This window comes from Streptomyces sp. CG4 (assembly GCF_041080655.1).
Classification (GTDB): Bacteria; Actinomycetota; Actinomycetes; order Streptomycetales; family Streptomycetaceae; genus Streptomyces.
This window is the reverse complement of record NZ_CP163525.1, coordinates 3,068,521-3,093,200: the sequence shown is the minus strand read 5'-3', so window position 1 is coordinate 3,093,200 and position 24,680 is coordinate 3,068,521. Positions and strand designations below refer to the sequence as shown.

General features: G+C 71.2%; 24 protein-coding genes and 1 riboswitch. Of the genes, 13 read left to right on the top strand and 11 right to left on the bottom strand.

Features of this window, described 5'->3' with window-relative positions; genetic code table 11:
- Positions 1-48: 48 nt before the first annotated feature.
- From AB5L52_RS13920 to AB5L52_RS13900, 5 genes are all read left to right on the top strand, one after another.
- Positions 49-867, top strand: a complete 819-nt coding sequence (locus AB5L52_RS13920; protein WP_351029987.1) for a polysaccharide deacetylase family protein — start codon at positions 49-51, stop codon at positions 865-867.
- Positions 867-2,054, top strand: a complete 1,188-nt coding sequence (locus AB5L52_RS13915) for a hypothetical protein (RefSeq protein WP_351029986.1) — start codon at positions 867-869, stop codon at positions 2,052-2,054. Before AB5L52_RS13920 ends, AB5L52_RS13915 begins: the two co-directional genes overlap by 1 nt.
- 107 nt (positions 2,055-2,161) lie before the next feature.
- The gene (locus AB5L52_RS13910) at positions 2,162-2,767 is read left to right on the top strand and encodes an ADP-ribosyltransferase (protein WP_351029984.1); all 606 of its coding nucleotides are present in this window, start codon (positions 2,162-2,164) and stop codon (positions 2,765-2,767) included.
- Positions 2,768-2,838: 71 nt separating this feature from the next.
- Positions 2,839-3,750 carry a MerR family transcriptional regulator gene (locus AB5L52_RS13905; protein ID WP_369364255.1) on the top strand — a complete coding sequence of 304 codons (912 nt, stop codon included), beginning with the start codon at positions 2,839-2,841 and terminating at the stop codon, positions 3,748-3,750.
- 59 nt (positions 3,751-3,809) lie between these two features.
- Entirely contained in the window at positions 3,810-4,022 is a 213-nt protein-coding gene (locus AB5L52_RS13900; protein ID WP_351029980.1) for an EF-hand domain-containing protein, read from the top strand.
- Positions 4,023-4,126: 104 nt separating this feature from the next.
- Here AB5L52_RS13900 and AB5L52_RS13895 read toward each other — a convergent pair whose 3' ends face one another.
- Both AB5L52_RS13895 and AB5L52_RS13890 read right to left on the bottom strand, forming a co-directional pair.
- The gene (locus AB5L52_RS13895; protein ID WP_369364253.1) at positions 4,127-4,912 is read right to left on the bottom strand and encodes an ABC transporter ATP-binding protein; all 786 of its coding nucleotides are present in this window, start codon (positions 4,910-4,912) and stop codon (positions 4,127-4,129) included.
- 191 nt (positions 4,913-5,103) lie between these two features.
- On the bottom strand, positions 5,104-6,444 hold the full coding sequence (locus AB5L52_RS13890) for an NF041680 family putative transposase (RefSeq protein ID WP_369364252.1): 1,341 nt from the start codon (positions 6,442-6,444) through the stop codon (positions 5,104-5,106).
- 287 nt (positions 6,445-6,731) lie between these two features.
- Between AB5L52_RS13890 and AB5L52_RS13885 the strand changes: the two genes are divergently transcribed.
- Entirely contained in the window at positions 6,732-7,511 is a 780-nt protein-coding gene (locus AB5L52_RS13885) for an NADPH-dependent F420 reductase (protein ID WP_369364250.1), read from the top strand.
- 131 nt (positions 7,512-7,642) lie between these two features.
- Here AB5L52_RS13885 and AB5L52_RS13880 read toward each other — a convergent pair whose 3' ends face one another.
- Positions 7,643-8,200: a glycoside hydrolase family 25 protein gene (locus AB5L52_RS13880; protein ID WP_351029977.1), complete on the bottom strand. Its 558-nt coding sequence runs from the start codon at positions 8,198-8,200 to the stop codon at positions 7,643-7,645.
- Between the two features lie 96 nt (positions 8,201-8,296).
- Positions 8,297-9,334 carry a phosphatidylinositol-specific phospholipase C domain-containing protein gene (locus AB5L52_RS13875; RefSeq protein WP_369364248.1) on the bottom strand — a complete coding sequence of 346 codons (1,038 nt, stop codon included), beginning with the start codon at positions 9,332-9,334 and terminating at the stop codon, positions 8,297-8,299.
- Between the two features lie 152 nt (positions 9,335-9,486).
- Here AB5L52_RS13875 and AB5L52_RS13870 point away from each other — a divergent pair, with 152 nt between their 5' ends.
- From AB5L52_RS13870 to AB5L52_RS13855, 4 genes are all read left to right on the top strand, one after another.
- Entirely contained in the window at positions 9,487-9,666 is a 180-nt protein-coding gene (locus AB5L52_RS13870) for a CopG family transcriptional regulator (RefSeq protein ID WP_076093860.1), read from the top strand.
- 1 nt (position 9,667) lies between these two features.
- Positions 9,668-10,045, top strand: coding sequence for a VOC family protein (locus AB5L52_RS13865; RefSeq protein ID WP_369364246.1), 378 nt, complete (start codon positions 9,668-9,670; stop codon positions 10,043-10,045).
- A complete protein-coding gene (locus AB5L52_RS13860) occupies positions 10,042-10,902 on the top strand; it encodes a class I SAM-dependent methyltransferase (RefSeq protein WP_369364244.1) in 861 nt (286 codons plus the stop codon). The genes AB5L52_RS13865 and AB5L52_RS13860 overlap by 4 nt, the downstream gene beginning before the upstream one ends.
- A 79-nt stretch (positions 10,903-10,981) precedes the next feature.
- Positions 10,982-13,408, top strand: a complete 2,427-nt coding sequence (locus AB5L52_RS13855; RefSeq protein ID WP_369364242.1) for a tetratricopeptide repeat protein — start codon at positions 10,982-10,984, stop codon at positions 13,406-13,408.
- Between the two features lie 54 nt (positions 13,409-13,462).
- Here the strand turns inward: AB5L52_RS13855 and AB5L52_RS13850 are convergent, their stop codons facing one another.
- From AB5L52_RS13850 to gcvT, 7 genes are all read right to left on the bottom strand, one after another.
- Complete coding sequence (locus tag AB5L52_RS13850) at positions 13,463-15,268, bottom strand: hypothetical protein (protein ID WP_369364240.1); 1,806 nt, start codon at positions 15,266-15,268, stop codon at positions 13,463-13,465.
- 322 nt (positions 15,269-15,590) lie between these two features.
- Positions 15,591-16,490, bottom strand: coding sequence for a nucleotidyl transferase AbiEii/AbiGii toxin family protein (locus tag AB5L52_RS13845; RefSeq protein ID WP_369364238.1), 900 nt, complete (start codon positions 16,488-16,490; stop codon positions 15,591-15,593).
- Entirely contained in the window at positions 16,490-17,104 is a 615-nt protein-coding gene (locus tag AB5L52_RS13840; RefSeq protein WP_351565077.1) for a hypothetical protein, read from the bottom strand. Before AB5L52_RS13840 ends, AB5L52_RS13845 begins: the two co-directional genes overlap by 1 nt.
- 242 nt (positions 17,105-17,346) lie before the next feature.
- Complete coding sequence (locus AB5L52_RS13835; RefSeq protein WP_369364237.1) at positions 17,347-18,714, bottom strand: L-serine ammonia-lyase; 1,368 nt, start codon at positions 18,712-18,714, stop codon at positions 17,347-17,349.
- A gap of 96 nt (positions 18,715-18,810) precedes the next feature.
- The gene (glyA, locus tag AB5L52_RS13830) at positions 18,811-20,079 is read right to left on the bottom strand and encodes a serine hydroxymethyltransferase (RefSeq protein WP_369364235.1); all 1,269 of its coding nucleotides are present in this window, start codon (positions 20,077-20,079) and stop codon (positions 18,811-18,813) included.
- A 14-nt stretch (positions 20,080-20,093) separates the two neighbouring features.
- Positions 20,094-20,471, bottom strand: a complete 378-nt coding sequence (gene gcvH, locus AB5L52_RS13825; RefSeq protein ID WP_076093870.1) for a glycine cleavage system protein GcvH — start codon at positions 20,469-20,471, stop codon at positions 20,094-20,096.
- A 120-nt stretch (positions 20,472-20,591) separates the two neighbouring features.
- Positions 20,592-21,710 (bottom strand): glycine cleavage system aminomethyltransferase GcvT, encoded by a 1,119-nt coding sequence (gene gcvT, locus AB5L52_RS13820; RefSeq protein WP_369364233.1) that lies wholly within the window; start codon positions 21,708-21,710, stop codon positions 20,592-20,594.
- Between the two features lie 156 nt (positions 21,711-21,866).
- Positions 21,867-21,964, bottom strand: a riboswitch (glycine riboswitch).
- Positions 21,965-22,144: 180 nt separating this feature from the next.
- Here gcvT and AB5L52_RS13815 point away from each other — a divergent pair.
- The 3 genes from AB5L52_RS13815 to AB5L52_RS13805 all read left to right on the top strand — a co-directional run bounded on the left by AB5L52_RS13815 (position 22,145) and on the right by AB5L52_RS13805 (position 24,672).
- Positions 22,145-22,819: an AAA family ATPase gene (locus AB5L52_RS13815; RefSeq protein ID WP_369364231.1), complete on the top strand. Its 675-nt coding sequence runs from the start codon at positions 22,145-22,147 to the stop codon at positions 22,817-22,819.
- Between the two features lie 113 nt (positions 22,820-22,932).
- Entirely contained in the window at positions 22,933-23,724 is a 792-nt protein-coding gene (locus AB5L52_RS13810; protein ID WP_369364229.1) for an enhanced serine sensitivity protein SseB, read from the top strand.
- Between the two features lie 132 nt (positions 23,725-23,856).
- Entirely contained in the window at positions 23,857-24,672 is an 816-nt protein-coding gene (locus tag AB5L52_RS13805; RefSeq protein WP_351029954.1) for an enhanced serine sensitivity protein SseB C-terminal domain-containing protein, read from the top strand.
- Positions 24,673-24,680: the final 8 nt, after the last annotated feature.

The window sequence follows — 24,680 nt, the reverse complement described above, 5'->3', positions numbered from 1 at the left end:
ATCCCTCTTTCGGACCAATCAGTGGTTTTCTTACCTATCGCCCCTTAAATGATGCGGGTGACCACCACCAACCGACGCGGGGTGCTGCGCGCTGGCGCCGGGCTCGTCGCCGGCGGCGCGCTCGCCGCCGGTTGCGGCGCAGGCCAGGCCGCCCCGCCCCACGCCCCCGACTCCGAGTCCCCGTCCGCCGCCCCCTCCGGCCACCCCGCGGCCAGTGCCTCCGGAGCCGGCACACAGGCGGCCCCCGCCCCGCGCGCCTACCCCGGGCAGCCGGCCCAGATCACCCACGGCCCACGCACCCGCCCCCGAGTCGCCCTCACCTTCCACGGCCAGGGCGATCCCGCCATCGCCCACTCCCTGCTCGACACCGCGGAGAAGCACGGCTCCCACCTCACCGTGCTCGCCGTCGGCACCTGGCTGGACGAACACCCCGACATCGCCCGCCGGATCCTCGACGGCGGCCACGACCTCGGCAACCACACCCAGCGGCACATCTCCGTCAACACCCTGGCCGAGGCCGACGCCCGCAAGGAGATCACCGACTGCGCGGACCGGCTCAAGCGGCTCACCGGATCCATCGGCACCTGGTTCCGCCCCTCCCGCTCACCGACTGCGTCCCCGCTGGTCGCCCGGCTCGCCCGCGCCGCCGGCTACCCGCACGTGCTGTCGTACGACGTCGACTCGCTCGACTACACCCGCCCCGGCGCCGCCGCCGTCACCCGCAAGGTTCTCGCCGAGGTGCGCAACGGGTCGGTGGTGAGCCTGCACTTCGGGTACCCGGACACCGTCGCCGCCCTGCCCGACCTCCTCCACGAACTCGACCGCCGCGGACTGCACGCGGTCACCACCACGGAGCTGCTGAGCTGATGAGAACGAAGAAAGCCGCCCGCCTGCTGGCCGCCGGCGCCGCCCTCACCGCACTGACGCTGCTGTCCGCATGCGGTTCCGGCTCCCAGCACCACAAGAACGAGCACCTCGGCAGCAAGGCGCCGGCGCGGCCTCAGGTCAACGCGCAGCGGGTGAACGTACTGCCCGGGATGCCGCCGGTCGAGCACCCCGAGGACCTCTACTCCGCCGACCGGCCGAACCAACTGTCGCCGGTCGTCAAGGACTTCCCGTCCCGGGTGTACGTCCCCAACACCAACTCCAACACCGTCACCGTCATCGACCCGGAGACCTACAAGGTCATCGACTCGTTCCCGGTCGGCCGCCAGCCCCAGCACGTCGTACCGTCCTGGGACCTGAAGACCCTCTGGGTCAACAACGACCTCGGCAACAGTCTCACCCCCATCGACCCGAGCACCGGCAAGGCCGGCAGGCCGGTCGCCGTGCACGACCCGTACAACCTGTACTTCACGCCCGACGGCAAGTACGCCGTCGTCATGGCCTCCATGGACCGCCAGCTGGTCTTCCGCGACGCGCACACCATGAAGGTCGTCAAGGCCGTCCCGGTCCACTGCTACGGCGTCAACCACGCCGACTTCTCCCCGGACGGCCGCTACTTCATCGTCTCCTGCGAGTTCAGCGGCGAACTGCTCAAGGTCGACACCGCGCAGATGAAGGTCATCGGCCAGCAGCGGCTGCCGCACCGCGGGGCGATGCCGCAGGACGTCAAGATCTCCCCGGACGGCAAGCTGTACTACATCGCCGACATGGTCGCCAACGGCATGTGGATCCTCGACGGCGACAACTTCACCCAGCCGCGGTTCCTCTACACCGGCAAGGGCGCCCACGGCCTCTACATCAGCCGCGACTCCCGCGAGATGTACATCTCCAACCGGGGCGAGGGCTCCATCTCCGTCTTCGACTTCGCACAGAACCGGGTCACCAAGAAGTGGCACCTGCCCGGCGGCGGCAGCCCCGACATGGGCGGCGTCTCGGTCGACGGCAAGGTCCTGTGGCTGTCGGGGCGGTACAACTCCGAGGTGTACGCGATCGACACGCAGACGGGCAGGGAACTGGCCCGCATCAAGGTCGGCAGCGGCCCGCACGGCCTCGCGGTCTATCCGCAGCCGGGCCGCTACTCGCTCGGGCACACGGGAATCTTCCGCTGAACCGGAGGCAGCCGGACCAGGGACGCCTGAACCGAGGTCAGCCGGACACGCCGCCGTTCGGGTGAGGATCCGCGTGCCGCCGCCGCGGAGTGGGGATCGTGCTGAGCATGATCTCAACTCGCCTGCGGCGGCGGCTCGTTGCCGCCGTCCTGTCCCTGGGTGCCGTCCTCGCCTCGACGGCCGCCACCGCTCCCCCGTCCCCCGCCGCGGCGGCAGCCGCCAAGGCCGCGCCGTCCTGTCCCCGGTTCGAGGACAAGCTGAAGGCCGCCGCCGACCGCAACGTGGACCTCGACCGGATCACCCCGACGCCCGCCTGGCGCACCACCTGCGGCACGCTGTGGCGCAACGACAACCGGGCCCCGGCCGCCATCTTCGAAGAGGGCTTCTTCCCGCGGGACGTGGTCCACGGCCAGTACGACATCGAGAAGTACGTCCTGGTCAACCAGCCCTCGCCGTACGTCTCCACGACGTACGACCACGACCTCTACAAGACCTGGAAGTCGAAGTACAACTACTACATCGACGCTCCGGGCGGCATCGACGTCAACAAGACCATCGGCGACACCCACAAGTGGGCCGACCAGGTCGAGGTCGCCTTCCCCGGCGGCATCGCCCGGCAGTACATCGTCGGAGCCTGCCCGGTCGACAAGCCGACCAAGACGGAGATCCTCAGCGACTGCGTGAGCAACCCGTACTACCAGCCCTGGCACTGACGCCTCGGGGAGCGGGCCGCTCGGGCCCGCTCCTTGAGTCTCCACCCGCTGGAAGGCCCAGACTCGGGGACATGACCGAAGACGGCACCGGACTGCTCACCATCGGCGCGCTGGCCCGGGCCACCGGACTGACCGTGCGCACCATCCGCTACTGGTCGGACGAGGGCGTCCTCACCCCGGTGACCCGCTCGTCCGGCGGCTACCGGCTCTACGACAGTGCCGCCGTCGCCCGCCTGGAGCTGATCCGTACCCTGCGCGAGCTGGGGCTCGGCCTGGACGACGTACGGCAGGTGCTGGCCGGGGAGCGGACCGTCGCCGAGGTCGCGGCGACCCATGTCGCGGCCCTGGACGCGCAGATCCGGGCGCTGAAGGTGACCCGCGCGGTGCTGTCGACGGTCGCCCGACGAGGTTCCGACGCAGAGGAGACGGCACTCATGAACAAACTCGCACGGCTGTCCGCCGCGGAGCGGCAGCGGATCGTGGACGACTTCGTGGCGGAGATCTTCCACGGCCTGGACACCGCCGACCCCTGGATCCGGGAGCGCACCCGCAGCATCGGCGTGCAGCTGCCGGACGACCCGACGCCGGAACAGGTCGACGCCTGGGTGGAGCTGGCGGAACTGCTGCAGAACCCGGACTTCCGGGCCACGATGCGACGGATGATCGAGTTCAACGCCGCCGACCGCACTCCGGACACCCCGTCGGGTGCCTCGGCGATGTTCTTCCAGCGGCTGGTCGAGCTCGCCGGCGCCGCGCGCGAACGCGGAGTGACCCCGCAGTCACCCGAGGCGGACGCCGTCCTGACCGAACTGCTCGGCGCGGACGCCGACCGCGCGGCCGTGCTCCACCGGATCGACCTCGGCAACGAGGTCGTCCGCTACCGGGAGTTGGCGGCCCTGATCAAGGGCGAGCCGGAGCCGCCGAGGTTCCAGGAGGAGTTCGCCTGGGTGGTCGCCGCGCTGCAGGCCTGGCCGGGCCGTTAATCTGACCTGCGTCAGTACGCCAGCACGGCAGTAGAAACACGAGCAAAAGGGGCGGATCGGTGGCGGACATCGAGGAAGCACGCAAGCAGTTCGACCGGATCGACGCGAACGGTGACGGATTCATCACCGCTGCCGAGTTCAAGTCCGCTCTGGCCCAGGAGGGTGACTGGAACGTCACCGAGGCGGTGGCGGAGTCCATCATCAAGCAGCGGGACCTCAACGGCGACAAGGTCCTGTCGTTCGACGAGTTCTGGGCCTACCTGAACAAGTGACGTGCCGAAAGGGGCCCTCCGCAGGGAGGGCCCCTTTGTCTTGCCTGCCTGCCATGCCCGCCTGTCGTGCCCGGCTGTCACGCCCGCCTGCCGTGCCCTGGCTGTCACACCCGCCGGATCCGCACGCTCCACCGGCCCCCGTGCCGCTCCAGGGTCAGCGGCAGCTCGAAGCACTTGCCGACCTGGTCGCTGGTGAGGACCTCCGCGGCCCGCCCCTGCGTGATCACCCGGCCGTCCCGCAGCAGCACGGCGTGGGTGGTGCCGGTCGGCAGTTCCTCCAGGTGGTGGGTGACGAGCACGGTCGCCAGCCGCGGATGCGCCGACCGCAGCTCCTCCAGCGCCTCGATCAGCTGCTCCCGGCCGGGCAGATCCAGGCCGGTCGCGGGCTCGTCCAGGAGCAGCAGCCGGGGCTCGGGCATCAGGGCCCGCGCGATCAGCGTCCGGCCGCGCTGCCCGTGTGAGAGAGTCGGCCAGCGGGCCTCCCGCAGCGCCGCGAGCCCCAGCGTCCCGATCAGCGCCTCGGCCCGCTCCTCCTGCTCCCGGGACGGCCGCCACCTCGGCACCGGCTCCACCGAGTTCGTGACCCCGGTGAGCACCACCTCCCGTACGGTGAGCGGCGAGGCAAGCGGATGGCGCGGATTGACGTGCCCCACATGCGCGCGCAGCTCCCGCAGATCGACCCGGCCCAGCCGGCGCCCGAGCACCTCGACCGTGCCCCGCGTCGGATGCACCACCGCCCCGAGCAGCCCGAGCAGGGTGGACTTGCCCGCGCCGTTGGCACCGAGCAGCGCCCAGTGCTCACCGGCCCGGACCGTCAGGGACACCTCCTGGAGGATGGGCCGCCCGTCGCGGACGAAATCGACACCCTCGGCACGCAGCACCTCGCTCACCTCGCCACCCCCCGGTTCACCGCGGACAGCACCGCCCGCACAGGCGTGTGTGCGATCCGGGTCGGGGCCAACTCCGGTTGGCAGCAGGGGCCTTCACCCGTTCATGGTAAGGGTGGTAGCGGTGGTACGGCATGGGGCTACGGCATGGGGCTGGGGCTCTGAGCTTGAAATTAAAGGTTTCCCCTCGGTCTTCAGGGTCGGGGGGTGTCCTGTTTTTGGGGATGTTTGCCGACAGGGTGGCGGGGTGCGGGGCTGGTGGTGCGGCCTGGCGGGCGGCCGGGGCCGGGGCGGGTGGCTTTCGGCGGTCTGGCGGGGGTGCCCAGGATCCGGCGGATCCGGGGATAGCCGCGTCGGACGCGGCCGGGGGTGAGCCGATCCGGTGTGAGGGGTTTCTCCCAGGGCCGGCGCAGGTCGTCGGCGAGGGGGCGGGCGAGGCTGAGCTGGGTGTAGGCGGCGAGGATCAGCCAGACCCATCGGTCGGCCTGTTCTGGCGTGCGCAGGCGGGGGCGGGTCAGGCCGAGGGCCTGCTTGAAGAACCGGAATGTGTGTTCGATGTCGAATCTTCTGAGGAAGATCCGCCACAACCGGTCGACGTCGTGCGTGGCGGCGTCGGGGACGGAGTGCCACAGCCACAGCGGCTTGGGATCTCGATTGCCGGGCAGGTACTCGACCGCGAGGTGGACCAGGGTGCCCTCGACGTTGGGCAGGGCGCCGGGATGGTCGGCCCAACCGCCTTGGCGGCGCTCCAGCTTGGGGTGCAGGCGTCCCCAGCAGCGGGCCGTCACGGCACCGAACCGGTCGTGGCGGGTAGTGGACTCCTGGGCGGGCGCGGGGTGGGTGGCCGGGTCAGCGAGCCGGAAGGGCTCGCCGTGACGCGGTTGCCGGCCCTTGGTGGGTCCCTTGCGGCGCCCGGGTGGGTGGTGCATGACGCGGTCGGCGCGGATCCGCCCGAGCAGGCGGACCGGCTCGTCGCGCAGCAGCCACGTCAGACGCACGATGTCGTAGCCGGAATCCAGCACGAACAGCACCTCGGGGTCGCCCTCGCGCCACTGCCCGGCCTCGCGCAGACGCGCGAGCAGGTCCCGGACCTGGGTGGCGGTGACGTCAGTTAGGTCATCGTCCGGGCTGAGGCGGACTGCGTCCAGCGGCCCGGTCCATGAGGTCCGGCCCCCGCCCAGCGCGGCGGCGACCTGGTAGGGCCACCCCGGGATCGTCTGCCGCACCCCGTCGCAGCGACATGGCCGGTAGCAGTGCAGCCGGTCCGGCGAGCACTCCGCATCCGGGCGCGGCCACGGTGTCACGTCCAGCGCGATCGAGATCTGCCCGTCCGTCCCACGCGACAGCTCCAGGCTGGCCAGCGCCAACCGCAGCCGCGACACATCCAGGCGGCCCTGGGCCAGCGCGTCGTACATCGCCCCGTGCCCGCGCCGGTGCACCACCTGGAGCGACAGTTCCGGCAGCGACACCACCGGGCCGTCGGCACACAGCACCGCGTCCGTCAACTCGAACAACGCATCGGCACGGCGCGGCATTGCCGCGTACAACTCCATCCGAAAGGACGACAGTTCTGCAAGTGCCTGCCGATCAGCGGCTCCATGGACGACACTCGACACCGACGACCTCCCGGCCCGTTGTGCGACTCGACATCACACAGCGTGAAGCGGAGGTCGTCGCCATGTCCGGCAGATCCCCGTGTGAGTGAACGACTCGAACCTCAGACGATCACTGAAGGTTTAATTCCAAGCTGAAGGGTCCCAGAGGGCCTTCATCGGCGGTCACCGCCTTCGCGGCAAGATCGTCGTACGCCGCCGGCCTGTCCGTGCCTGCCCTCACCCGATCGCCGTGCGGCAGGAATAGTCCCCGCGCGGCCGGGGTTGACGCCCGACAACAGAAGCATGCGCGTGCATGTAAGCGTCACTCATCCGGAAGGCCTGTCATGAAGATCGGCATCATCGGCGCGGGCAACATCGGCGGCAACCTCACCCGACGGCTCACCGCCCTCGGCCACGACGTCTCCGTGGCCAACTCCCGCGGCCCCGAGACGCTCAAGGCGCTGGCGGAAGAGACCGGTGCGACCGCGGTCCGGGCCGAGGACGCGGCCAAGGGCGCCCAGGTCATCGTCGTCACCGTCCCCGTCAAGGCGGTCCCGAACCTCCCCTCCGGCCTGCTGGACGGCGCCGCCGAGGGCGCGGCGGTGATCGACACCGGCAACTACTACCCGCGGGAGCGCGACGGCCGCATCGCGGGCATCGAGGACGAGGGCATCACCGAGAGCCGCTGGACCGAACGGCATCTCGGGCACCCGGTGATCAAGGTGTTCAACGGCACCTACGCCCAGGACATCCTGGACCGCCCCCGTCCCGCGGGCGACCCCGAGCGGCTCGCCGTCCCGGTCGCCGGCGACGACGAGCAGGCCAAGCGGACCGTCCGCGCCCTCGTCGACGAACTCGGCTTCGACACGGTCGACGCGGGCGGCCTCGACGACTCCTGGCGCCAGCAGCCGGGCACCCCGGTCTACGGCCTGCGGGCAGGCGTGGAAGGAGTGAAGAAGGCCCTCGCCGAGGCATCCCGGGAGCGCCCGGCGGACTTCCGGGGCTGAGCCGGCGGACTTCCGGGGCCGAGTCCGACGGCTCCGTGCCCCCACGCACGCCGCCGAGTCGGGGACACTCCCCGGGAGGCGCTGCGTGGGGGAAGGCCGTCAGGGGCGCTGCCGGCCCGCTCCGTCGGCCGTCATGCGCCGTGGGCCCACTGCTGCAGAGCGGCCTTGCTCGCGAAGTCCGCCACGTTCTCGTCGTGCGGCGTGCTGGTGTACTGGTGGAAACGCCACTTCGCCTTGATGCGGGGCTTGCCGGCGGTGACGTAGTCGGCGATCCAGAGGCCGTCGCCCGCGTACGAGGTGTCGTCGACGTTGAGCCAGAAATCGCGGTTCGTGTAGAGGATGACCCGGTGGCCGGGGCGCAGGGCCTTCACCTTCCTGAGGAAGGTGTCCTTCTCCGAGGTGCTCGCGCGGGTGCCGTCGCCGGTGGTCTCCCAGTCGACGGCGAGGATGTCGCCCGCCCGCGACGGGGCCTTGGTCACGAAGTACTCCGCCTGAGCGGTGAGGCTGCCGGGCCACAGGAAGTGGTAGAAGCCCACGACCAGACCGGCGTCACGGCCGGTCTTCGCCTGGGCGCCGGCGTGGGGGTTGACGTACGAATGGCCCTCCGTCGCCTTGATGAAGGCGAAGGAGAGGCCGCTCGTGTCGTAGGAGGACGACTGGAACGCGCTGACGTCGATGCCGCGGAGCATGTGGGGGACTCCTTGGAGTGCCAATGGGGGGAAAGGCGTTGCTGGTTGAGTGATGCCCCACGATGGCACGCCCGATCCGCCCCGCGCGCAGGAACCTCAGCTTCGGTCGGCCACCGAACTGAGGACCGAGGCCGGCTTCGCCGACCAGTCCGAGGTGATGATGCTCGCGTGGCCCTTGGCCAGCAGCGCCAGCCGGGCGGCGACCTCGGCGTCCGTCGGGTCGGTGGAGGAGATGGCCGGGGACACGTTGTACGCGTCGGTCATGATCGAGATGTAGTGGTTCGTGGAGTAGAACGAGGTGTCGTAGCCGTTGTTCACATAGGTGGCCGCGTCACCGTCGAAGAACACGAACCAGGGCCGGATCGAGGTGTCGGAGGCCCAGCGGCTCGCCCGCGGGTCGCCGCCCGCCGCGCCCAGCACCGCGGGGAAGGCCACCGCCCGGGAGATGTTCCCGGCCGCGTACAGGTCGCGCAGATGGTCGCCGTACTCCTGGTCCGTCCAGTAGTGGTCGAACGGATTGGCCATCTCGACCGTGCCGGGGATCGTCTCGAAGACGAACTTGCCCTTGAGGGAGTCGCGGCTCGGCCAGGCGTTCGCCTTCGCGGCCGCGTCGAGCGAGCTGTAGGTGCCGCCGAGTAGATCGGCCGGCTTGTAGACGCCGCTGCCGAGCTTCTGGGACACGAGCGCGTCGAACGCGTCCGGTCCCATGCCCGCGTTGTTGTTGAAGCCCACCTTCATCTCGACCTTGATGACGATCGGCGGGTGGTCGGGGTGGAGCTGGTTCCAGGCGGCCATGTTGTCCAGGCAGCTGCCGAGGTCCTGGTTGCGGTCCTTGCTGTACAGCTCGCCCGGGGTCTTCGCGGCCTCGCAGTTGTTGTCGTTGCCCAGCGGATTGCTGTGGCTGACCCGCCAGCGGTGACTCAGGCTGTCCACGTACACGTCCAGCTCCAGCAGTGAGGCGCCGGAGTCCAGTGCCTGTGCGAAGTACGCGTACTTGGCCTTCTCGTACGCGTTGTGCGTGCCGATCGCCGTCGTCCCGGAGAACCTGGGCGCCGCCGCGTGCGCGGTGCCAGGCCCCACCATCAGCAGAGCGGCCGCCCCCAGCAGTGCCGCCACCCGTCCCACTGCGCCCATCGCCCAACTTCCCTTCGTTTCGGTCGAGTTGGCGGCAGCGTAGGGGCAAGCGGTTACTGCACGGTAGCTCCCGGAGGAACATCAGTCACTCCGGTCGTCGTACGGCATGTCGCGGCTGGCGGCTAGATTGCTAGCATGCTAGCCTCGAAGGCGTGGGAGACGAGGAAGTCAAGCAGTTCAACGTGTACCTGCCGATCGGACTGATCAAGCAGGTCAAGTACCGCGCCATCGAGTCGGGCTCGTCCTTGTCGGCACTGGTCGCAGACGCGCTGCGTGCCTACCTCGACGACGCCCAGGGGCGAGAACAGCAGTCGACCGAGAAGGAGACCTGACATGGCGACCGAAGGCATCGAGGCCGTGTTCCTGGAGACGCACAACTGGGGCAGGGCGGCGAAGTTCTTCCAGGCGCTGGGCTACGACCTGGAGTTCGCGACCGACCACAACTCGGGCCAGTTCCGGTGCGGCGACGGACCGTACGTGTTCATCGCCGAGATCCCCGAGGACCGCGAGCCGCAGACGCAGATCGTGCTGAAGGTGCCCGACGCGGACGCGTTCCGCGCCGATCCCGCCGTCGAGGTGGTCACGCCGTTCGAGGACACCCACTTCGGCACCCGGCTGATGACGGTCCGCGACCCCGACGGACGGCTGTGGAGCCTCCAGGCTCCCCAGAGTTCCCAGGCTCCCCAGGTTCCCGGGAAGGAACAGCCGTGACGGCGAGCGAACGGACCGGACCCGACAACACCGCCGTGCGCTGCGCCCTGTGGCGCGCGATGCACGTCGAGACCGACCCGCCCCCGCACGTCCTGCGGGACGAGATCGGCCTGCGCATCGCCGACCCCGGCGCCGGCTGGCGCGCCCGTCCCGACATGGACCCGCAGGCCACCCGCGGGTTCCGGGCGGCCGTCGTGGCCCGCGCCCGGTTCATCGAGGACCTGGTCGCCGAGCAGGCCGGCCGGGGCGTCGACCAGTACGTCCTGCTGGGCGCCGGCCTCGACACCTTCGCCCAGCGCGCCCCCGGGACCGCGTCCCGGCTGCAGGTCTTCGAGGTCGACCGCCCCGGCCCGCAGGAGTGGAAACGCGGCCGTCTCGCCGCACTCGGTTACGACATCCCCGACTGGCTGCACCTGGTGCCGGTCGACTTCGAGGCGAACGGCGGGGCTTGGGGGAAGCAGCTCACCGCGGCCGGATTCGACCCCGGCCGGCCGTCGGTCGTCGCGTCCAGCGGCGTCACGATGTATCTCACCAGGGAGGCCACGGCCGCGACCCTGCGCCGGCTCGCCCGGCTGGCCCCCGGCTCCACCCTCGCCATGACCTTCCTGCTGCCGGAAGACCTGGTGGCCGAGGCCGACCGCCCGGGCCTGCGCGCCAGTACGGCGGGCGCCCGCGACTCGGGTACGCCGTTCGTCAGCTTCTACACGCCCGAGGAGATGCTGCACCTGGCGCGCGAGGCGGGCTTCCCGCAGGTCCGGCATGTCTCGGGCGGCTCACTCGCCGAGCGGTACTTCAGCGGCCGCCCGGACGGACTGCGCCCGTCGACGGGGGAGGACCTGCTGCTGGCCACCACCTGACATCCGCCGCCCGCCGCCGCGGCCTGACGCCCCCGACGCGTCGATACCATGGCCGGAACGGCGAGTTGGGGGAGTCCAGGTGGAAGCGTTGATGGGCATGGCGCTCTCGGCTGTCGGCACGGTCGTTTCGGGTGCCCTCTCCGGAGCGGGCGGCGAGGCGGGCCGGCGGACCTCCGAGCGGCTCTACGACCTGCTGAGCCGAGGCCGCCGTGCCGGGGCCGGCGGTGCGGGCAACTCCGGCTCCCCAGCGTGCGGTTCGAGTCGGCCCAGACTGCCCGTCACCGAGTCCGAGCAGGCCGAGGCGGCCCGGCTCCTGCTGGAACTCGCCCGCAGCTCACCGGAGTTCGCCCGCGAGGTGACCGAGTGGGTCCGCGAGGCCTCGTGGCTGTCGCCCCGCACCGTACCCGCCGTGGCGCACGGCGCCTCCCGGCCGCAGATGCTGCCGCCGGCGACGGCCGTGTTCACCGACCGCGCGGAGGTGCTCGCCTGGCTCACGGCGCTGCTGGACGAGGAGGGCCGTACCCCGGGTGCGCCGACGATCGCCGTGCTCACCGGGCCGGGCGGCATCGGCAAGACCGCCGCCGTCGTCCGGTGCGCGTTCGAGCTGATGGACCGGTTTCCCGACGGCGTGCTGTTCGCGGACCTGGCGGGCGCGTCGGACGGTACGGCGCTCCAGCCCTCCGACGTGCTCGCGCGGTTCCTGGAGCGGCTCGGGGTTCCGGCCGCCATGGTGCCCGGCGACGAGGCACGGCAGCGGGATCTGTACCTCGACTGCACGGCAGGGCGGCGCATGATCGTCGTACTGGACAACGCCCGTAGCGACGCCCAGGTCGTTCCGCTGCTCCCGGCGTCCCCGGAGTGTCTCGTGCTGGTCACGAGCCGGCACCGGCCGGGGCTTCTCGTGTCCGAGCACGGGGCACGGCCGCATTCCCTGGGGCCGCTGTCCCTCGCGGATTCCGTCACCCTGATCAGGCGGGTCGCCGGCAGCGACCGCGCGCCGGCTCCGGACGCCGTCGTCCGGGCCGTCGCGGAAGGCACGGGCGGGATCCCCCTCGCCCTGTGCACCACGGGCGCCGGGCTGGCCGTCCGGGAACACCTGACGTGGGAGCGGGTCGCGCGGCAGCTGTCCGACCGGATCCACGGCCACGACGCGGGAGGCGCCGCCATGGGAGAACCGACCCCCGACGCCCCGGCCGACCCCGTCCGCGCCGTCCAGGATGTCTCCTACGGCGAACTCGGCCCCGACTGCGCCACGTTGTACCGCGCGATCGCGGTGTGGCCCTGGCCGACCGTGACCGTACGGTGCGCCGCGCATGCCGCCGGCATCGACGAGGACGAGGCGCGGGCGCTGCTGGAGCAGCTCGCCCGAGTGCATCTGCTGGAGGAGGTCGGGGCGGAGCGCTACCGCTTCCACGACCTCACCCGGGCCCACGCCCACGCGCTCGCGGCCGCCGAGGACGGGCACGGCCGGATGGCCGCCGCGGTCCGCCGGGTGGCGGTCGCGCAGCTGCGTTTCGCGGCGGGACGGGACTTCCGGGTCATGCCGCTGCGCTGGCGGCTCGGCCCCGCCTATCGGGGGCTCGCCCTCCCGGAGCACCGCGACCCCGCCGACGGCAAGCACGCGCTGGCCGACCTGCGCGCCGAACGGGAGAACCTCGCGGCCGTCGTCCGGGCCGCCGCGCACCACGGCTTCGACGACCTCGTCTGGCAGCTGTGCGAGGCCCTGTGGGCCCTCCATCTGCTGCTCGGCTTCCACGCCCAGTGGATCGACACCCACCTGCTCGGGGCCGAGGCCGCCCGGCGCAGCGCGGCGGAGTTCGGCGACCCGCGCGCCGTGGGCCGCATGCTGACCCAACTGGCCTTTGCCTACATGGGAGTCGGCCGGGCGGACGAGGCGGCCCGTGCCCTTGAGGAGGCGAGGGCCGCGGACCAGGCCTGTGGCCACCACCGGGGCGAGGCGACCGCCGTGGAGTCCCTGGGCCTGCTCCACCTCAAGCAGTGGGAGTTCGTGGCGGCCCAGCGGTGCTTCGAGGAGGCACAGGAGATCCTCCGCCGCATCGGCCCGGGCCAGGACGGCTGGACGGACGTACCGCGCGCCACCGCCCTGTTGGCACACCACATCGGCCGCGCCCAGACCAAGCAGGGCCACTTCACCGCCGCCGTCGCCCGGTTGAACGACGCCCTGGCGCAGTTCCGCCGGCTGCCGGGCGGTGACCCCTACAACGTGGGCCGTGTCTACATGAGTCTGGGCGACGCGCACCTGGACGCGGGAGACGCGGAACTCGCGCGCGTGTGCCTGGACAAGGCCGTCGAGGCCATGACCGAGGCCGACGCGGCGCTGCAACTCGCCGACGCCCTCGAAGCGAGGTCCCGGTGCCATCGCCGCGCGGGCCGCCCGGCGGAGGAGGCGGAAGACCTCCGCGCCGCCGCCACCTGCTACGAGGAGCACGGGAACCAGGCCGGCCTGGACAAGGTGAGGTCGCGGCTGGCCGAGCTGACGGCCTGAGGCCGAGCTGACGGCTGACGCTGAGCTGACGGCCCAAAAGCTGAAAGCCCCGGCTCACGGTGCGAGCGGTTCCACGGCGACGCGATGCGCCGTGGCACCGGTGCGTACGGTGATCCCGGGGACCGCGCGCTCAAGGCTCCTGCCGCTCGCGAGCCAGGCGTGGAGCGCGGAGGCGTAGGCCGCCGGATCGCACAGATCGGCTCGCCCGTCGGCGCCCGCGGCGGCGGACAGCCGTACCAGTTCTCCGGCGCGGGTGCGTACGACACAGCGGTCCGGCCCGTCCACGTAGGCGACCAGCCCGCAGTACGGGTGGCGGTCCAGCGCCTCCGCCGTCCAGACGGCCGGCGGCCCGAGCCGTGGGTCGTCCGCGTCCGCGTACCGCACGACGATGTCGGCGATGCGCAGCCGGCCGGTGTCCCGCGTCTCCTCGTCGACGAGCGTGTGGGCGGAGTCGACCCACGCGGGGGTGTCCGACGGGTCGGATCCGTCATCGGGGACGGCGTACCGGACCACGGCGACCTCCGCCGGATCCACCCCGACCACGCCGGCGAGCACACGGACCGGCGCGGTACGACGGGCCGGCCGGTAGGGCGGGAGCGGCAGCGGGTCGAGCAGCGCCGGGTGTCCCGGCTCCGGGATGTCCATGAGGTCGTAGAACAGGCGGCGCAGCAGGGCGGCCGACTCCCCGGGGGACGAACTGGTCTGCTCCGCCAGCTCCTTGAACCGGCCCGGGTCGTGCGCCGCGACGGCCTGGTCGATCTGTGCGCGGAGACTGCCTCGACGCAGCAGACGGGGAGCGGTACGGCCGAGGGCGGCGACCGGTGAGAGCGGGTCGAGATCCTGCTGCGGGAACGCCCCGAGGAGCACGGGGACACCTATGGACGCCGCGTAGTACGTGACGCTCGAGTGATCACCCAGGACGCAGTCGGCGGCGATCAGCGCCTGGCGCCACCCGTCGAGCGGAGGGATCGCGTCGAGACCGGCTCGCCGCGCGTTGTCCAGCCAGGCCCGGACCTGCCCGGGCCCGTGGCCGTACCAGATGTTGGGGTGCAGTACCGCGACGGTGCGGTACTCGTCGGCCGGCAGCTCGGCCGAGAGGCCGGACAGCAGCCAGGGCAGCAGATCGTCCGTCCCCGGCTCTCCGCCGAAGAGGGAACGCGGGGCCCAGGTCGAGCTGACGACGATCAGCCGCCGGCCCGGCTCCACGCCCAACGCGCGCCGGAAGGCGTCGCGTTGGGGGAGTGCGTCGAGGATGCGGTCGTAGCACGGGTCCCCGGCGAGCACCGCGGTGGGCGCTGCCTCCGGGCAGGCCGAGCGCAGCCGCTCCAGCTGTTCGGGGTGAGAGAGGACCGTGGCGGTGGCGAGGGGACGCCCGCCGTCCAGGAGCCAGTCGGGCGACAGGCCGAAGACGGGCGAGGGCGAGGGCGACGGGTGTCCGGTGTCCGGTGTCCGGTGTCCGGTGTCCGGTGTGGCCAGCCTTTTATTGTATCCGACCCCGTGTGACAGCACGGCCAACCTGCCCTGCAGAGAGGCCAGTTCACCGCCGTAGCTGGCCGACACCACCAGATCGAACGCCGTGTCCTTGGCCTGCTCCCAGGGCAGGACCGGCAGTCCCGCCCGCGCCAGCAGCTCGGGCACTCCGGCCAGGAACGGGGACGAACCGGTGCAGGTGGCGAACATCTGCACCCGGACGTCGGAGTGGAACAGCGGGAGCACGTCCAGCAGCCGCGTCGCCGACGTCACGTTGTGCACGACGAACAGGACACGGCGGCAGCCCACCCGCGTGACCCACCGCTGCGCGTCCTCGCCCACCGGCACCCGCACCCGTGCCGCCCCGCCCGTCGTCGCCCCACCCGTCACGCGGTTCACCTCAGCACTCGATGATGTTCACCGCAAGTCCGCCCCGGGCCGTCTCCTTGTACTTGACGGACATGCGGACGGCTGTTGATCATGGGGTTGACCTGCAGTTTTGGTATGCCCAGGCTTGCCTTGAATCACGACAGGGACTTTTTGGGGACTTCTTGTCGAGAGCTGATGACAACGTATCCCATGCTGCGTGAGACGCCTGCGGGGTTGGGCCGTTGAAGCTCGGGCGGCATCCGAGGGCTTCGGTGAGCTCCGTACTCGTAATGCGTCGGTCTCGGGTTCGCCCCGAAGGCCTGGTCGGTCGGTCAGGTCCGGTTCATGACCACGTGAGGGTCGCCGCACTCCAAGTGAGGGTGATCGCGTCGCCGTTGAGAAGTGTGTCTGCGAAGGCGGTGACCTGCCGGACGACGTCCGTGAAGCGTTCGGGGTAGTTGGTTGCGGCGGGGCCTTGTCGGCGGCGCCAGGCGGTGTAGGAGGTCTGACGGCGATCGCCGAGGTCGGTGATGGTGGAGTTGAGCGGTTTCAGAGTGATGCCGCGGTGTGTGGCGGTGGCGGTCAGTGCTTTGGTGAGTTCTTGGCCGTCCAGGTCGTTGAGGGTGAGCAAGCGGTAGAGGTCGCCGTAGTCGCGGTCGCGGGTGTTGAGGTCGCCGAGTGAGACGGCGGTGGAGAGTTTCTCGGCGATGACGGTGGTCAGTGGGTAGCCGAAGATCTGGAAGCTTTCCTCCGTGAGCTGCTGTGGGTAGTCGATGAGCCGGGGGCCGGGCGTGACGGGGTCGCCGAAGCTGACGTCCAGTTGGAGCTTGAGTCGGGCCCGGGCGATAGAGGCAGCCATGGACAGGCGCAGACCGTGGTACTCGTCCTCCTCGCGGATGGGGACTGTCTTGAGCGTCGTGGGATCGAATACGGCTCCGTCGTCGATCTCGGTGGCGGCGATGGCCGCGATTCTGTGGATGATCTCGGTTTCGGTGCCTGGGAACGAGCGGCCGAGGATGTCGATGTCGCGGGTCATTCGACGTGCGCCGAACTGGGCGAGCAGCAGGCCGCCCTTGAGGACGAAGTGTTCCCGGCCAAGGGGCGATGAGGCCAGGCGGTAGAGGAACCGTTCGAGGACGTACTCGACCATGACCTCGTCCGTGGACCGGCTGTTGCGGCGGGCCAGGTTGCGCAGGTCGTTGTAGACGCGGCCGGCGGTGGTGTCGCGGGTGGGGTTGGCCATCAGGCGAGCACCGCCTCTACGGCGGGGCGGACGACGGAGAGAGCGTCCAACTCGCGTGCGATGTGCTGGAGTTCGCCGACCCCGCCGCGTCCGCTCCGGCGCAGGTAGCGGCCAAGCGCGGAGAGGGCGAGGGTCTCGCCGAGGCGGCTGCGGTGGCGCATCGCGTCGACGACGCTGCGGGCTGCGTTGTACATGGGGATGGTCTCTCCCGGGGCTGCTTCGAACCGTTCGATACCGAGGTCGAAGGTCTTCGCGGCGTACTGCGCCACCACGGTCGGCGGGTAGGAAATCGTCGGGCGGCGTGTACCGCGCGGCACGGCGATGTGTACGGCTGCGGGGATGTCGTCGATCAGCTCATGCAGGGCCAGGGCGGATTCACCGCACACGACGGCGCGAGGGGCCCGTGCGCACACGGCCAGCAGATCCGCGTGCGCGGTCTCCGGGGCGTCTGCCCGCCGATACACCCCACGGGACAGTTCGTCTATCTCCGCTTCCGTGACCAAGTGCGCCAGATCGCGAGGGGAGAGCAGGGCCTGACGTGCTTGCGCCGTCGTGAATGTGGGGGAGAGGCCGGCCAGCCGCTGTTCCAGGCGCGAGTTTTCCGCAGCGTCCATGTATCGAATGGTACCCCTCAGGTGGACCCAGGGGATCGATTTAATACGCCCAGTGGTGGGCGAGTGGTGTATCCGGCGTTGATCACATACCGCGAACCCACAGGTCAAGAGCCCCTTCCATGGGGACTTCCCAGGGACTTTCACGTCTGCCTCAGGGAGTCTCCAGGGACTTTCCGCCGCGTAAGAAGGGAAGGCCCCGACAGCGCTGAAAGAAACGAACGCGCTGGTCAGGGCCTGTTCCCTCAGCACTCGATGATGTTCACCGCAAGTCCGCCCCGGGCCGTCTCCTTGTACTTCACGGACATGTCCGCGCCGGTGTCCTTCATGGTCTTGATGACCTTGTCCAGGGACACCTTGTGGGAGCCGTCGCCGCGCATGGCCATCTTGGCGGCGGTGACCGCCTTCACCGCGGCCATGCCGTTGCGCTCGATGCACGGGATCTGGACCAGGCCGCCGACCGGGTCGCAGGTCAGGCCGAGGTTGTGTTCCATGCCGATCTCGGCCGCGTTCTCGACCTGCTCCGGGGAGCCGCCGAGCACCTCGGCCAGCGCGCCCGCGGCCATGGAGCAGGCGGAGCCGACCTCGCCCTGGCAGCCGACCTCGGCGCCGGAGATGGAGGCGTTCTCCTTGAAGAGCATGCCGATCGCGCCCGCCGCGAGGAGGAAGCGGACCACGCCGTCCTCGTCGGCGCCCGGCACGAAGTTGATGTAGTAGTGCAGGACCGACGGGATGATGCCGGCCGCGCCGTTCGTGGGGGCCGTGACGACCCGGCCACCGGCCGCGTTCTCCTCGTTCACCGCCATCGCGTAGAGCGTGATCCACTCCATGGCGTGGGCCAGCGGGTCGCCCTCGGCGCGCAGCTGGCGGGCGGAGACGGCCGCGCGGCGGCGGACCTTCAGACCGCCGGGCAGGATGCCCTCGCGGGACAGGCCGCGCCGGACGCACTCGCGCATGACCCGCCATATCTCCAGCAGGCCCGCGCGGATCTCGTCCTCGGTGCGCCAGGCCCGCTCGTTCTCCAGCATCAGCGAGGAGATCGACAGGCCCGTCTCGCGGGTGAGGCGGAGCAGCTCGTCGCCGGTGCGGAAGGGGTACTTCAGGACCGTGTCGTCCAGCTTGATCCGGTCCGCGCCGACCGCGTCCTCGTCCACCACGAAGCCGCCGCCGACCGAGTAGTAGGTCTTCGAGAACAGCTCCGCTCCGGAACCGTCGTACGCCCAGACCGTCATGCCGTTGGCGTGGTACGGCAGCGCCTTGCGGCGGTGCAGCACGAGGTCCTTGTCGAAGTCGAAGGGGATCTCGTGCTCGCCGAGCAGGCTGATCCGGCCCTCGGCCTTGATCGCCTCGACGCGCGCGTCCGCCGTCTCCACGTCCACCGTGCGCGGCGAGTCGCCGGCCAGGCCCAGCAGGACGGCCTTCGGGGTGCCGTGGCCGTGCCCGGTGGCGCCCAGGGAGCCGTACAGCTCCGTGCGGACGGAGGCGGTCCTTTCCAGCAGGCCTTCGTTGCGCAGCCGACGGGCGAACATCCGTGCCGCGCGCATCGGGCCGACCGTGTGGGAGCTGGACGGGCCGATGCCGATCGAGAACAGGTCGAAGACCGAGATGGCCACGGTCACTCCTCAGGAAACAGGGGGGTGGTGGGGCACCTTCCGGCACCTTCCGGCGCTCTGCGTCGGGTGCCCCACCGGGGACTTACTTGGCCGGACCTACTTGTTCAGGCCCGGGTACAGCGGGTGCTTGTCGGCGAGCGCCTTCACGCGCGCCTTGAGGGCCTCCGCGTCGTAGGACGGCTTCAGCGCCTCGGCGATCACGTCCGCGACCTCGGCGAAGTCCTCGGCCGTGAAGCCGCGGGTCGCGAGGGCGGGCGTGCCGATCCGCAGGCCCGAGGTGACCATCGGGGGGCGCGGGTCGTTCGGGACCGCGTTGCGGTTGACCGTGATGCCGACCTCGTGGAGGCGGTCCTCGGCCTGCTGGCCGTCCAGCTCGGACGCGCGCAGGTCGACCAGGATCAGGTGCACGTCCGTGCCGCCGGACAGCACGTTCACCCCGGCCTCGCGGGCGTCCGGCGCCGTCAGCCGCTCGGCGAGGATGCGGGCACCCTCCACCGTACGACGCTGGCGCTCCTTGAAGCCCTCCGAGGCCGCGACCTTGAAGGACACCGCCTTCGCCGCGATCACGTGCTCCAGGGGGCCGCCCTGGAAGCCCGGGAAGACCGCCGAGTTCAGCTTCTTCGCGAAGTCCTTGTTGCGGGCGAGGATGATGCCGCCGCGCGGGCCGCCGAGCGTCTTGTGGGTCGTGGAGGTGACCACGTCCGCGAACGGCACCGGGTTGGCGTGCAGGCCGGCCGCGACCAGGCCCGCGAAGTGCGCCATGTCGACCCACAGGTACGCCTCGACCTCGTCGGCGATCCGGCGGAACTCGGCGAAGTCCAGCTCACGGGGGTACGCCGACCAGCCCGCGATGATCACCTTCGGACGGTGCTCCTTGGCGAGCCGCTCCAGCTCGGCCATGTCGACCAGGCCGGTCTCGGCGTCCACGTGGTAGGCGACCACGTTGAACTGCTTGCCGGAGAAGTTCAGCCGCATCCCGTGGGTCAGGTGGCCGCCGTGCGCGAGGTCCAGGCCGAGGATGGTGTCCCCGGGCTGGGCCAGCGCGAACAGGGCCGCCTGGTTGGCGGAGGCCCCGGAGTGCGGCTGGACGTTGGCGTACTCGGCGCCGAACAGCTCCTTGACCCGGTCGATGGCGATCTGCTCGGCGACGTCGACGTGCTCGCAGCCGCCGTAGTAGCGGCGGCCCGGGTAGCCCTCGGCGTACTTGTTGGTGAGGACCGAGCCCTGGGCCTCCATGACCGCGACGGGCGCGAAGTTCTCGGAGGCGATCATCTCCAGCGTGGACTGCTGGCGATGCAGCTCGGCGTCGACCGCGGCGGCGATCTCCGGGTCCAGCTCGTGCAGGGACGTGTTCAGGACAGTCATACGGCTACGACTCCTCAGCCGGCGGAAAAGGCGGTGTACTCGTCGGCGGAGAGCAGCTCGGCCGGCTCCTCCGCGACGCGTACCTTGAACAGCCAGCCGCCCTCGAAGGGGGCGGAGTTCACCAGCGACGGGTCGTTGACGACGTCCTCGTTGACCTCGGTGACCTCACCGGTGACCGGCGAGTACAGGTCGGAGACCGACTTGGTCGATTCCAGTTCGCCGCAGGTCTCGCCCGCGGTCACGGTGGAGCCGGCCTCGGGGAGCTGGACGAAGACGACATCGCCGAGCGCGTTGGCCGCGTGCTCCGTGATGCCGACCGTCGACACGCCGTCCGCGGCGGCCGACAGCCACTCGTGCTCCTTGCTGTAGCGCAGCTGCTGGGGGTTGCTCATGGCCTGAATTCTCCTGTACGCGCGTGTGTGCTGATGAAGGGGGACCGCTGGAAACGCACGCGAGCAGCGGTGATGTGCCCGACGTCACGTCCTGGGGTACGGCTCGGGGCTACGACGGTGTCACTTCTGGCGCTTGTAGAACGGCAGCGCCACGACCTCGTAGGGCTCGTGGCTGCCCCGGATGTCCACGCCGACGCCCGCGGTGCCCGGCGCCGCGTGCGCCGCGTCGACGTAGGCCATGGCGATCGGCTTGCCCAGGGTGGGGGAGGGGGCGCCGGAGGTGACCTCGCCGATCACCGCGCCGCCCGCGACGACGGCGTAGCCGGCGCGCGGGACCCGGCGGCCCTCGGCGATCAGCCCGACGAGCACCCGCGGCGGGTTCTGCCGAGCCTTGGCGGCGGCCTCGGTGAGCGCCTCGCGGCCCACGAAGTCGCCCTCCTTCTCGAACTTCACCACCCGGCCGAGCCCGGCGTCGAAGGGGGTGAGCGAGGTGGTCAGCTCGTGCCCGTACAGCGGCATGCCCGCCTCCAGGCGCAGGGTGTCCCGGCAGGACAGGCCGCACGGGACCAGGCCGACGCCCTCGCCGGCCTCGGTCAGCGCCCGCCACAGCTCCACGGCGTGCTCGGGCTTCACGAACAGCTCGAAGCCGTCCTCGCCGGTGTAGCCGGTGCGGGCGATCAGCGCAGGGACGCCGGCGACCGTGCCGGGCAGACCGGCGTAGTACTTCAGGCCGTCGAGGTCGGCGTCGGTGAGGGCCTTCAGGATGCCGGGCGACTCCGGGCCCTGGACGGCGAGCAGCGCGTACGCGTCCCGGTCGTCGCGCACCTCGGCGTCGAAGCCGGCGGAACGCTCGACGAGGGCGTCCAGCACCACCTGGGCGTTGGAGGCGTTGGCCACGATCATGTACTCGGTCTCGGCGAGGCGGTAGACGATCAGGTCGTCCAGGATGCCGCCGTCGGCCTGGCAGATCATGGTGTAGCGGGCGCGGCCGACGCCGACGGAGGCGATGTTGCCGACCAGGGCGAAGTTCAGAAGGGCGGCGGCCTCGGCGCCGGTGACGGTGATCTCGCCCATGTGGGAGAGGTCGAACAGACCCGCCTTCGTCCGCACCGCGACATGCTCGTCGCGCTCGGAGCCGTAGCGCAGGGGCATGTCCCAGCCGGCGAAGTCGGTCATCGTCGCACCGAGCGAGCGATGCACGGCATCGAGCGCGGTGTGTCGGAGTTCAGTGCTGCTCATCGGACGGTCGTCTCCCAGGACAAACAGGACGGGCGAGGAACGTTCCTCCCCATCTGTCATCGGAACCTGAGAGGTTCGCCAGGACCGCCACGGGGACGATCACGGCTTGCACCTTGGGTGGAGCCACTGACACAGCGGCCCGCTTTTCAGATGTGCCTCGCCCGCGCGGTAACGGGGCCTGAGAGATTCAAGGGAGGGACTTGCTCCTTCGGCGCCCCAGCGAAGGCTGCTGGGGACTCTCCCGCGCGGATTCAAGCGGCCGGTATGCAGTTGGCGGCCACATCATTGCACGCCGTACCCCCGCCAGCCAGAGCCTGGCTTTTGTAACCGACCTGTGGCAGTACGCACACGGAACCGCCGACAGTCGTACATTACCTTCCCTTTACATTAACCGGGCATGGGGATTACCGAGCCGACAGGGGAGGACGATCACGGTGAACAGCACCCCGGCGTACGCCAGCGCCGCCACCACCGGCATCGCGGTGCCCAAGCAGCCCACCGCCCCGGCGCGCGAACGCTGCGCCGGGCGCCCGGCCCCGGTCGTCCGCGACCTGCGCGACCGGGCCGGCCGCAGCCCGCGCGCCCTGCTCTTCGGCCCGCGGGACCTGGTGGTGATCACCGGCCTGCCCGGTGGCGGCAAGTCCACCCTGATGCGGCGCGCGGTCCCCGGCCGCCGCATCGACTCCCAGGACACCCGCGACCGCTTCGCGGCCCGCCTGCCCCTCTTCTTCCCCTACGCGGTCTACCGCCCCCTGGTCCGCCTCGCGCACTACGCCGCCCTGCGCGGCGCCCTGCGCGGCGGGGAGGGCGTGGTCGTCCACGACTGCGGCACCCAGCCCTGGGTGCGCGCCTGGCTCGCCCGCGCGGCCCGCCGCCGCGGCGGCACCCTGCACCTGCTGCTGCTCGACGTCACCCCCGTGACCGCCCGCGAGGGCCAGCGCGAGCGCGGCCGGGGCGTCTCCCGCTACGCCTTCGGCCGCCACCGCCGTACGACCGCCCGGCTGCTCCGCGCGGTCGGCCGGGGCGAGCTGCCCGCGGGCTGCGGCTCGGCGGTACTGCTGGACCGGCCGGCGGCGGACACCCTGCAGCGGATCGCGTTCACGGGCTGAGCCCCGAAGGCCGTGCCCACGAGGCGCGGTCCTGATGCGCGCGATGCGGTCTTGTCACAGCCACCCGCTAGCCTTCATGGTCACAGCAGTGGTTCCCAGCAGGCGGTAGGCAGATGGACTTCCCGGCGGACATTCCCGCGGACTTCCCGGCACAGGCGCACTCCCAGCCGCACAGCGGCTGGCCCGGCAACGAGCTGGAGGAGGTGCTCTCGGCCTCCCTCGGCATACCCACGGCGGCGGGCCGGATCATCGAGGTCCTGGGCCGAAGCCTGCTCTGGGTCCCGCTGCCCAGCGGCGGCGGCCCGGGCAGCGGCCCGCTCGACCTGCCCACGCTCGACATCGACGGCCAGGTGTACGTCCCGGTGTTCAGCTCCGAGGAACAGCTGCGCCGGGCGGTCGGCTCCCACATGTCGTACACCATCGCCCCCGCCGTGGAGTTCGCCCGCGGTCTGCCCGCGCAGGTCGGCATCGCGGTGAACCCCGACGCGATGGTCGGCATCCCGCTGCGGCCCGAGGCGGTGGCCGAGCTGTGCCGGTCCGGCCGCACCCCGCTCGACGGCCCCGCCTCCGGCGGCCGGGTCCGCCTCTTCGAGCCCGACTGGCAGGACGACCCGGTCGACTTCCTCTCCGCCGCGTCCGCCGAGTTCGCCGAGACCGGCGTGGTTCTCACCGCCCGCCGCTGCCTGGCCGCCATCGAGACGGACGACCCGGTCATGTTCATCGGCGTCGAACTCTCCCGGTGGGAGGGCGACCTCCGTGACCTCCCCCTGCAGGCCCTGGGCAGAGCCCTCGGGAAAGTCCCGGTCACGTGGCCGGTCAACCTGGTCCTCCTGGACGTGACCGACGACCCGGTGGCCACCTGGCTCAAGTCGACCGTCCGCCCCTTCTATCAATACGGCCACTGAAGTACCTGAAGGGGCGCGGGGAACTGCGCGAGTACCCCCCACGACCCCGCACCCGCGCACGCACACGAGGCCCCGGGCTACTAGGCGCATAAGCTGTCTCCCAACGCAGGGCACTGACAAGAAGGGCACGAGGTGAGCGCGACCCACAGCGGCAGCGTGACGCACATGCTGCGCCAGGTCACCCCCGGCCGCTACGACGCCTACGAGGCCCTGCTGCGCGCCCTCGCCACCCCCTCCTCCGGTCAGATCTGGATGCTCCTGTGGCACGGCCAGGCCGGCTCCCCGGACGCCCAGTACGGAAACATGGAAGTCGACGGCTTCCACTACGCCCCCTGCGTCACCTCCGCCCAGGAACTCTCGGCCAGCGGCTGGAACCGGTCGTACGAGGTCGTCGACGCGCTCGACGTGGCCCGCACCCTCTACCCCGACCACTACGGCCTCTGGCTCAACCCGCACGCCCCGGGCGGCGGCGTCGGCATCCCCTGGCTGGACCTGCGCCGCATCGCCACCGGCCTGGACCGCCAGCCCGCCGGACCCCTCCGGCTGACCGAACCCGGCATCGAGATCCCGCAGTTCTACGCCCTGCTCGCGCAGAACGCCCACCGCACCCCGGCCCTGCGCGCCCTGCGCCGCGCCTGGGTGCAGCCCGCCCTCGGCGCGCCGTATCTCGCGATCGGCCTGGATGTGTACGACACCTCGCCGGCCGCGGTCGACTCGGTGCGCGCGATGATGCAGCAGTCCGTGGGCGCGGTCCCGGAGGGCCTGCCGGTGTCGACGGTCGCGATGACCGACGACTACGACCCGGTGGTGATTTGGATGCGGGCCAACGCCCGCCCGTTCTACGACCGCGAGGCCCACGCGGCCGCGCCCCAGCCCCAGCTCCAGGCGTCCCCGCAGCAGGCCCCGGCCGCCGGATACGGCTATCCGCCGGTACACGGCAGCTACTGACCGTGGCC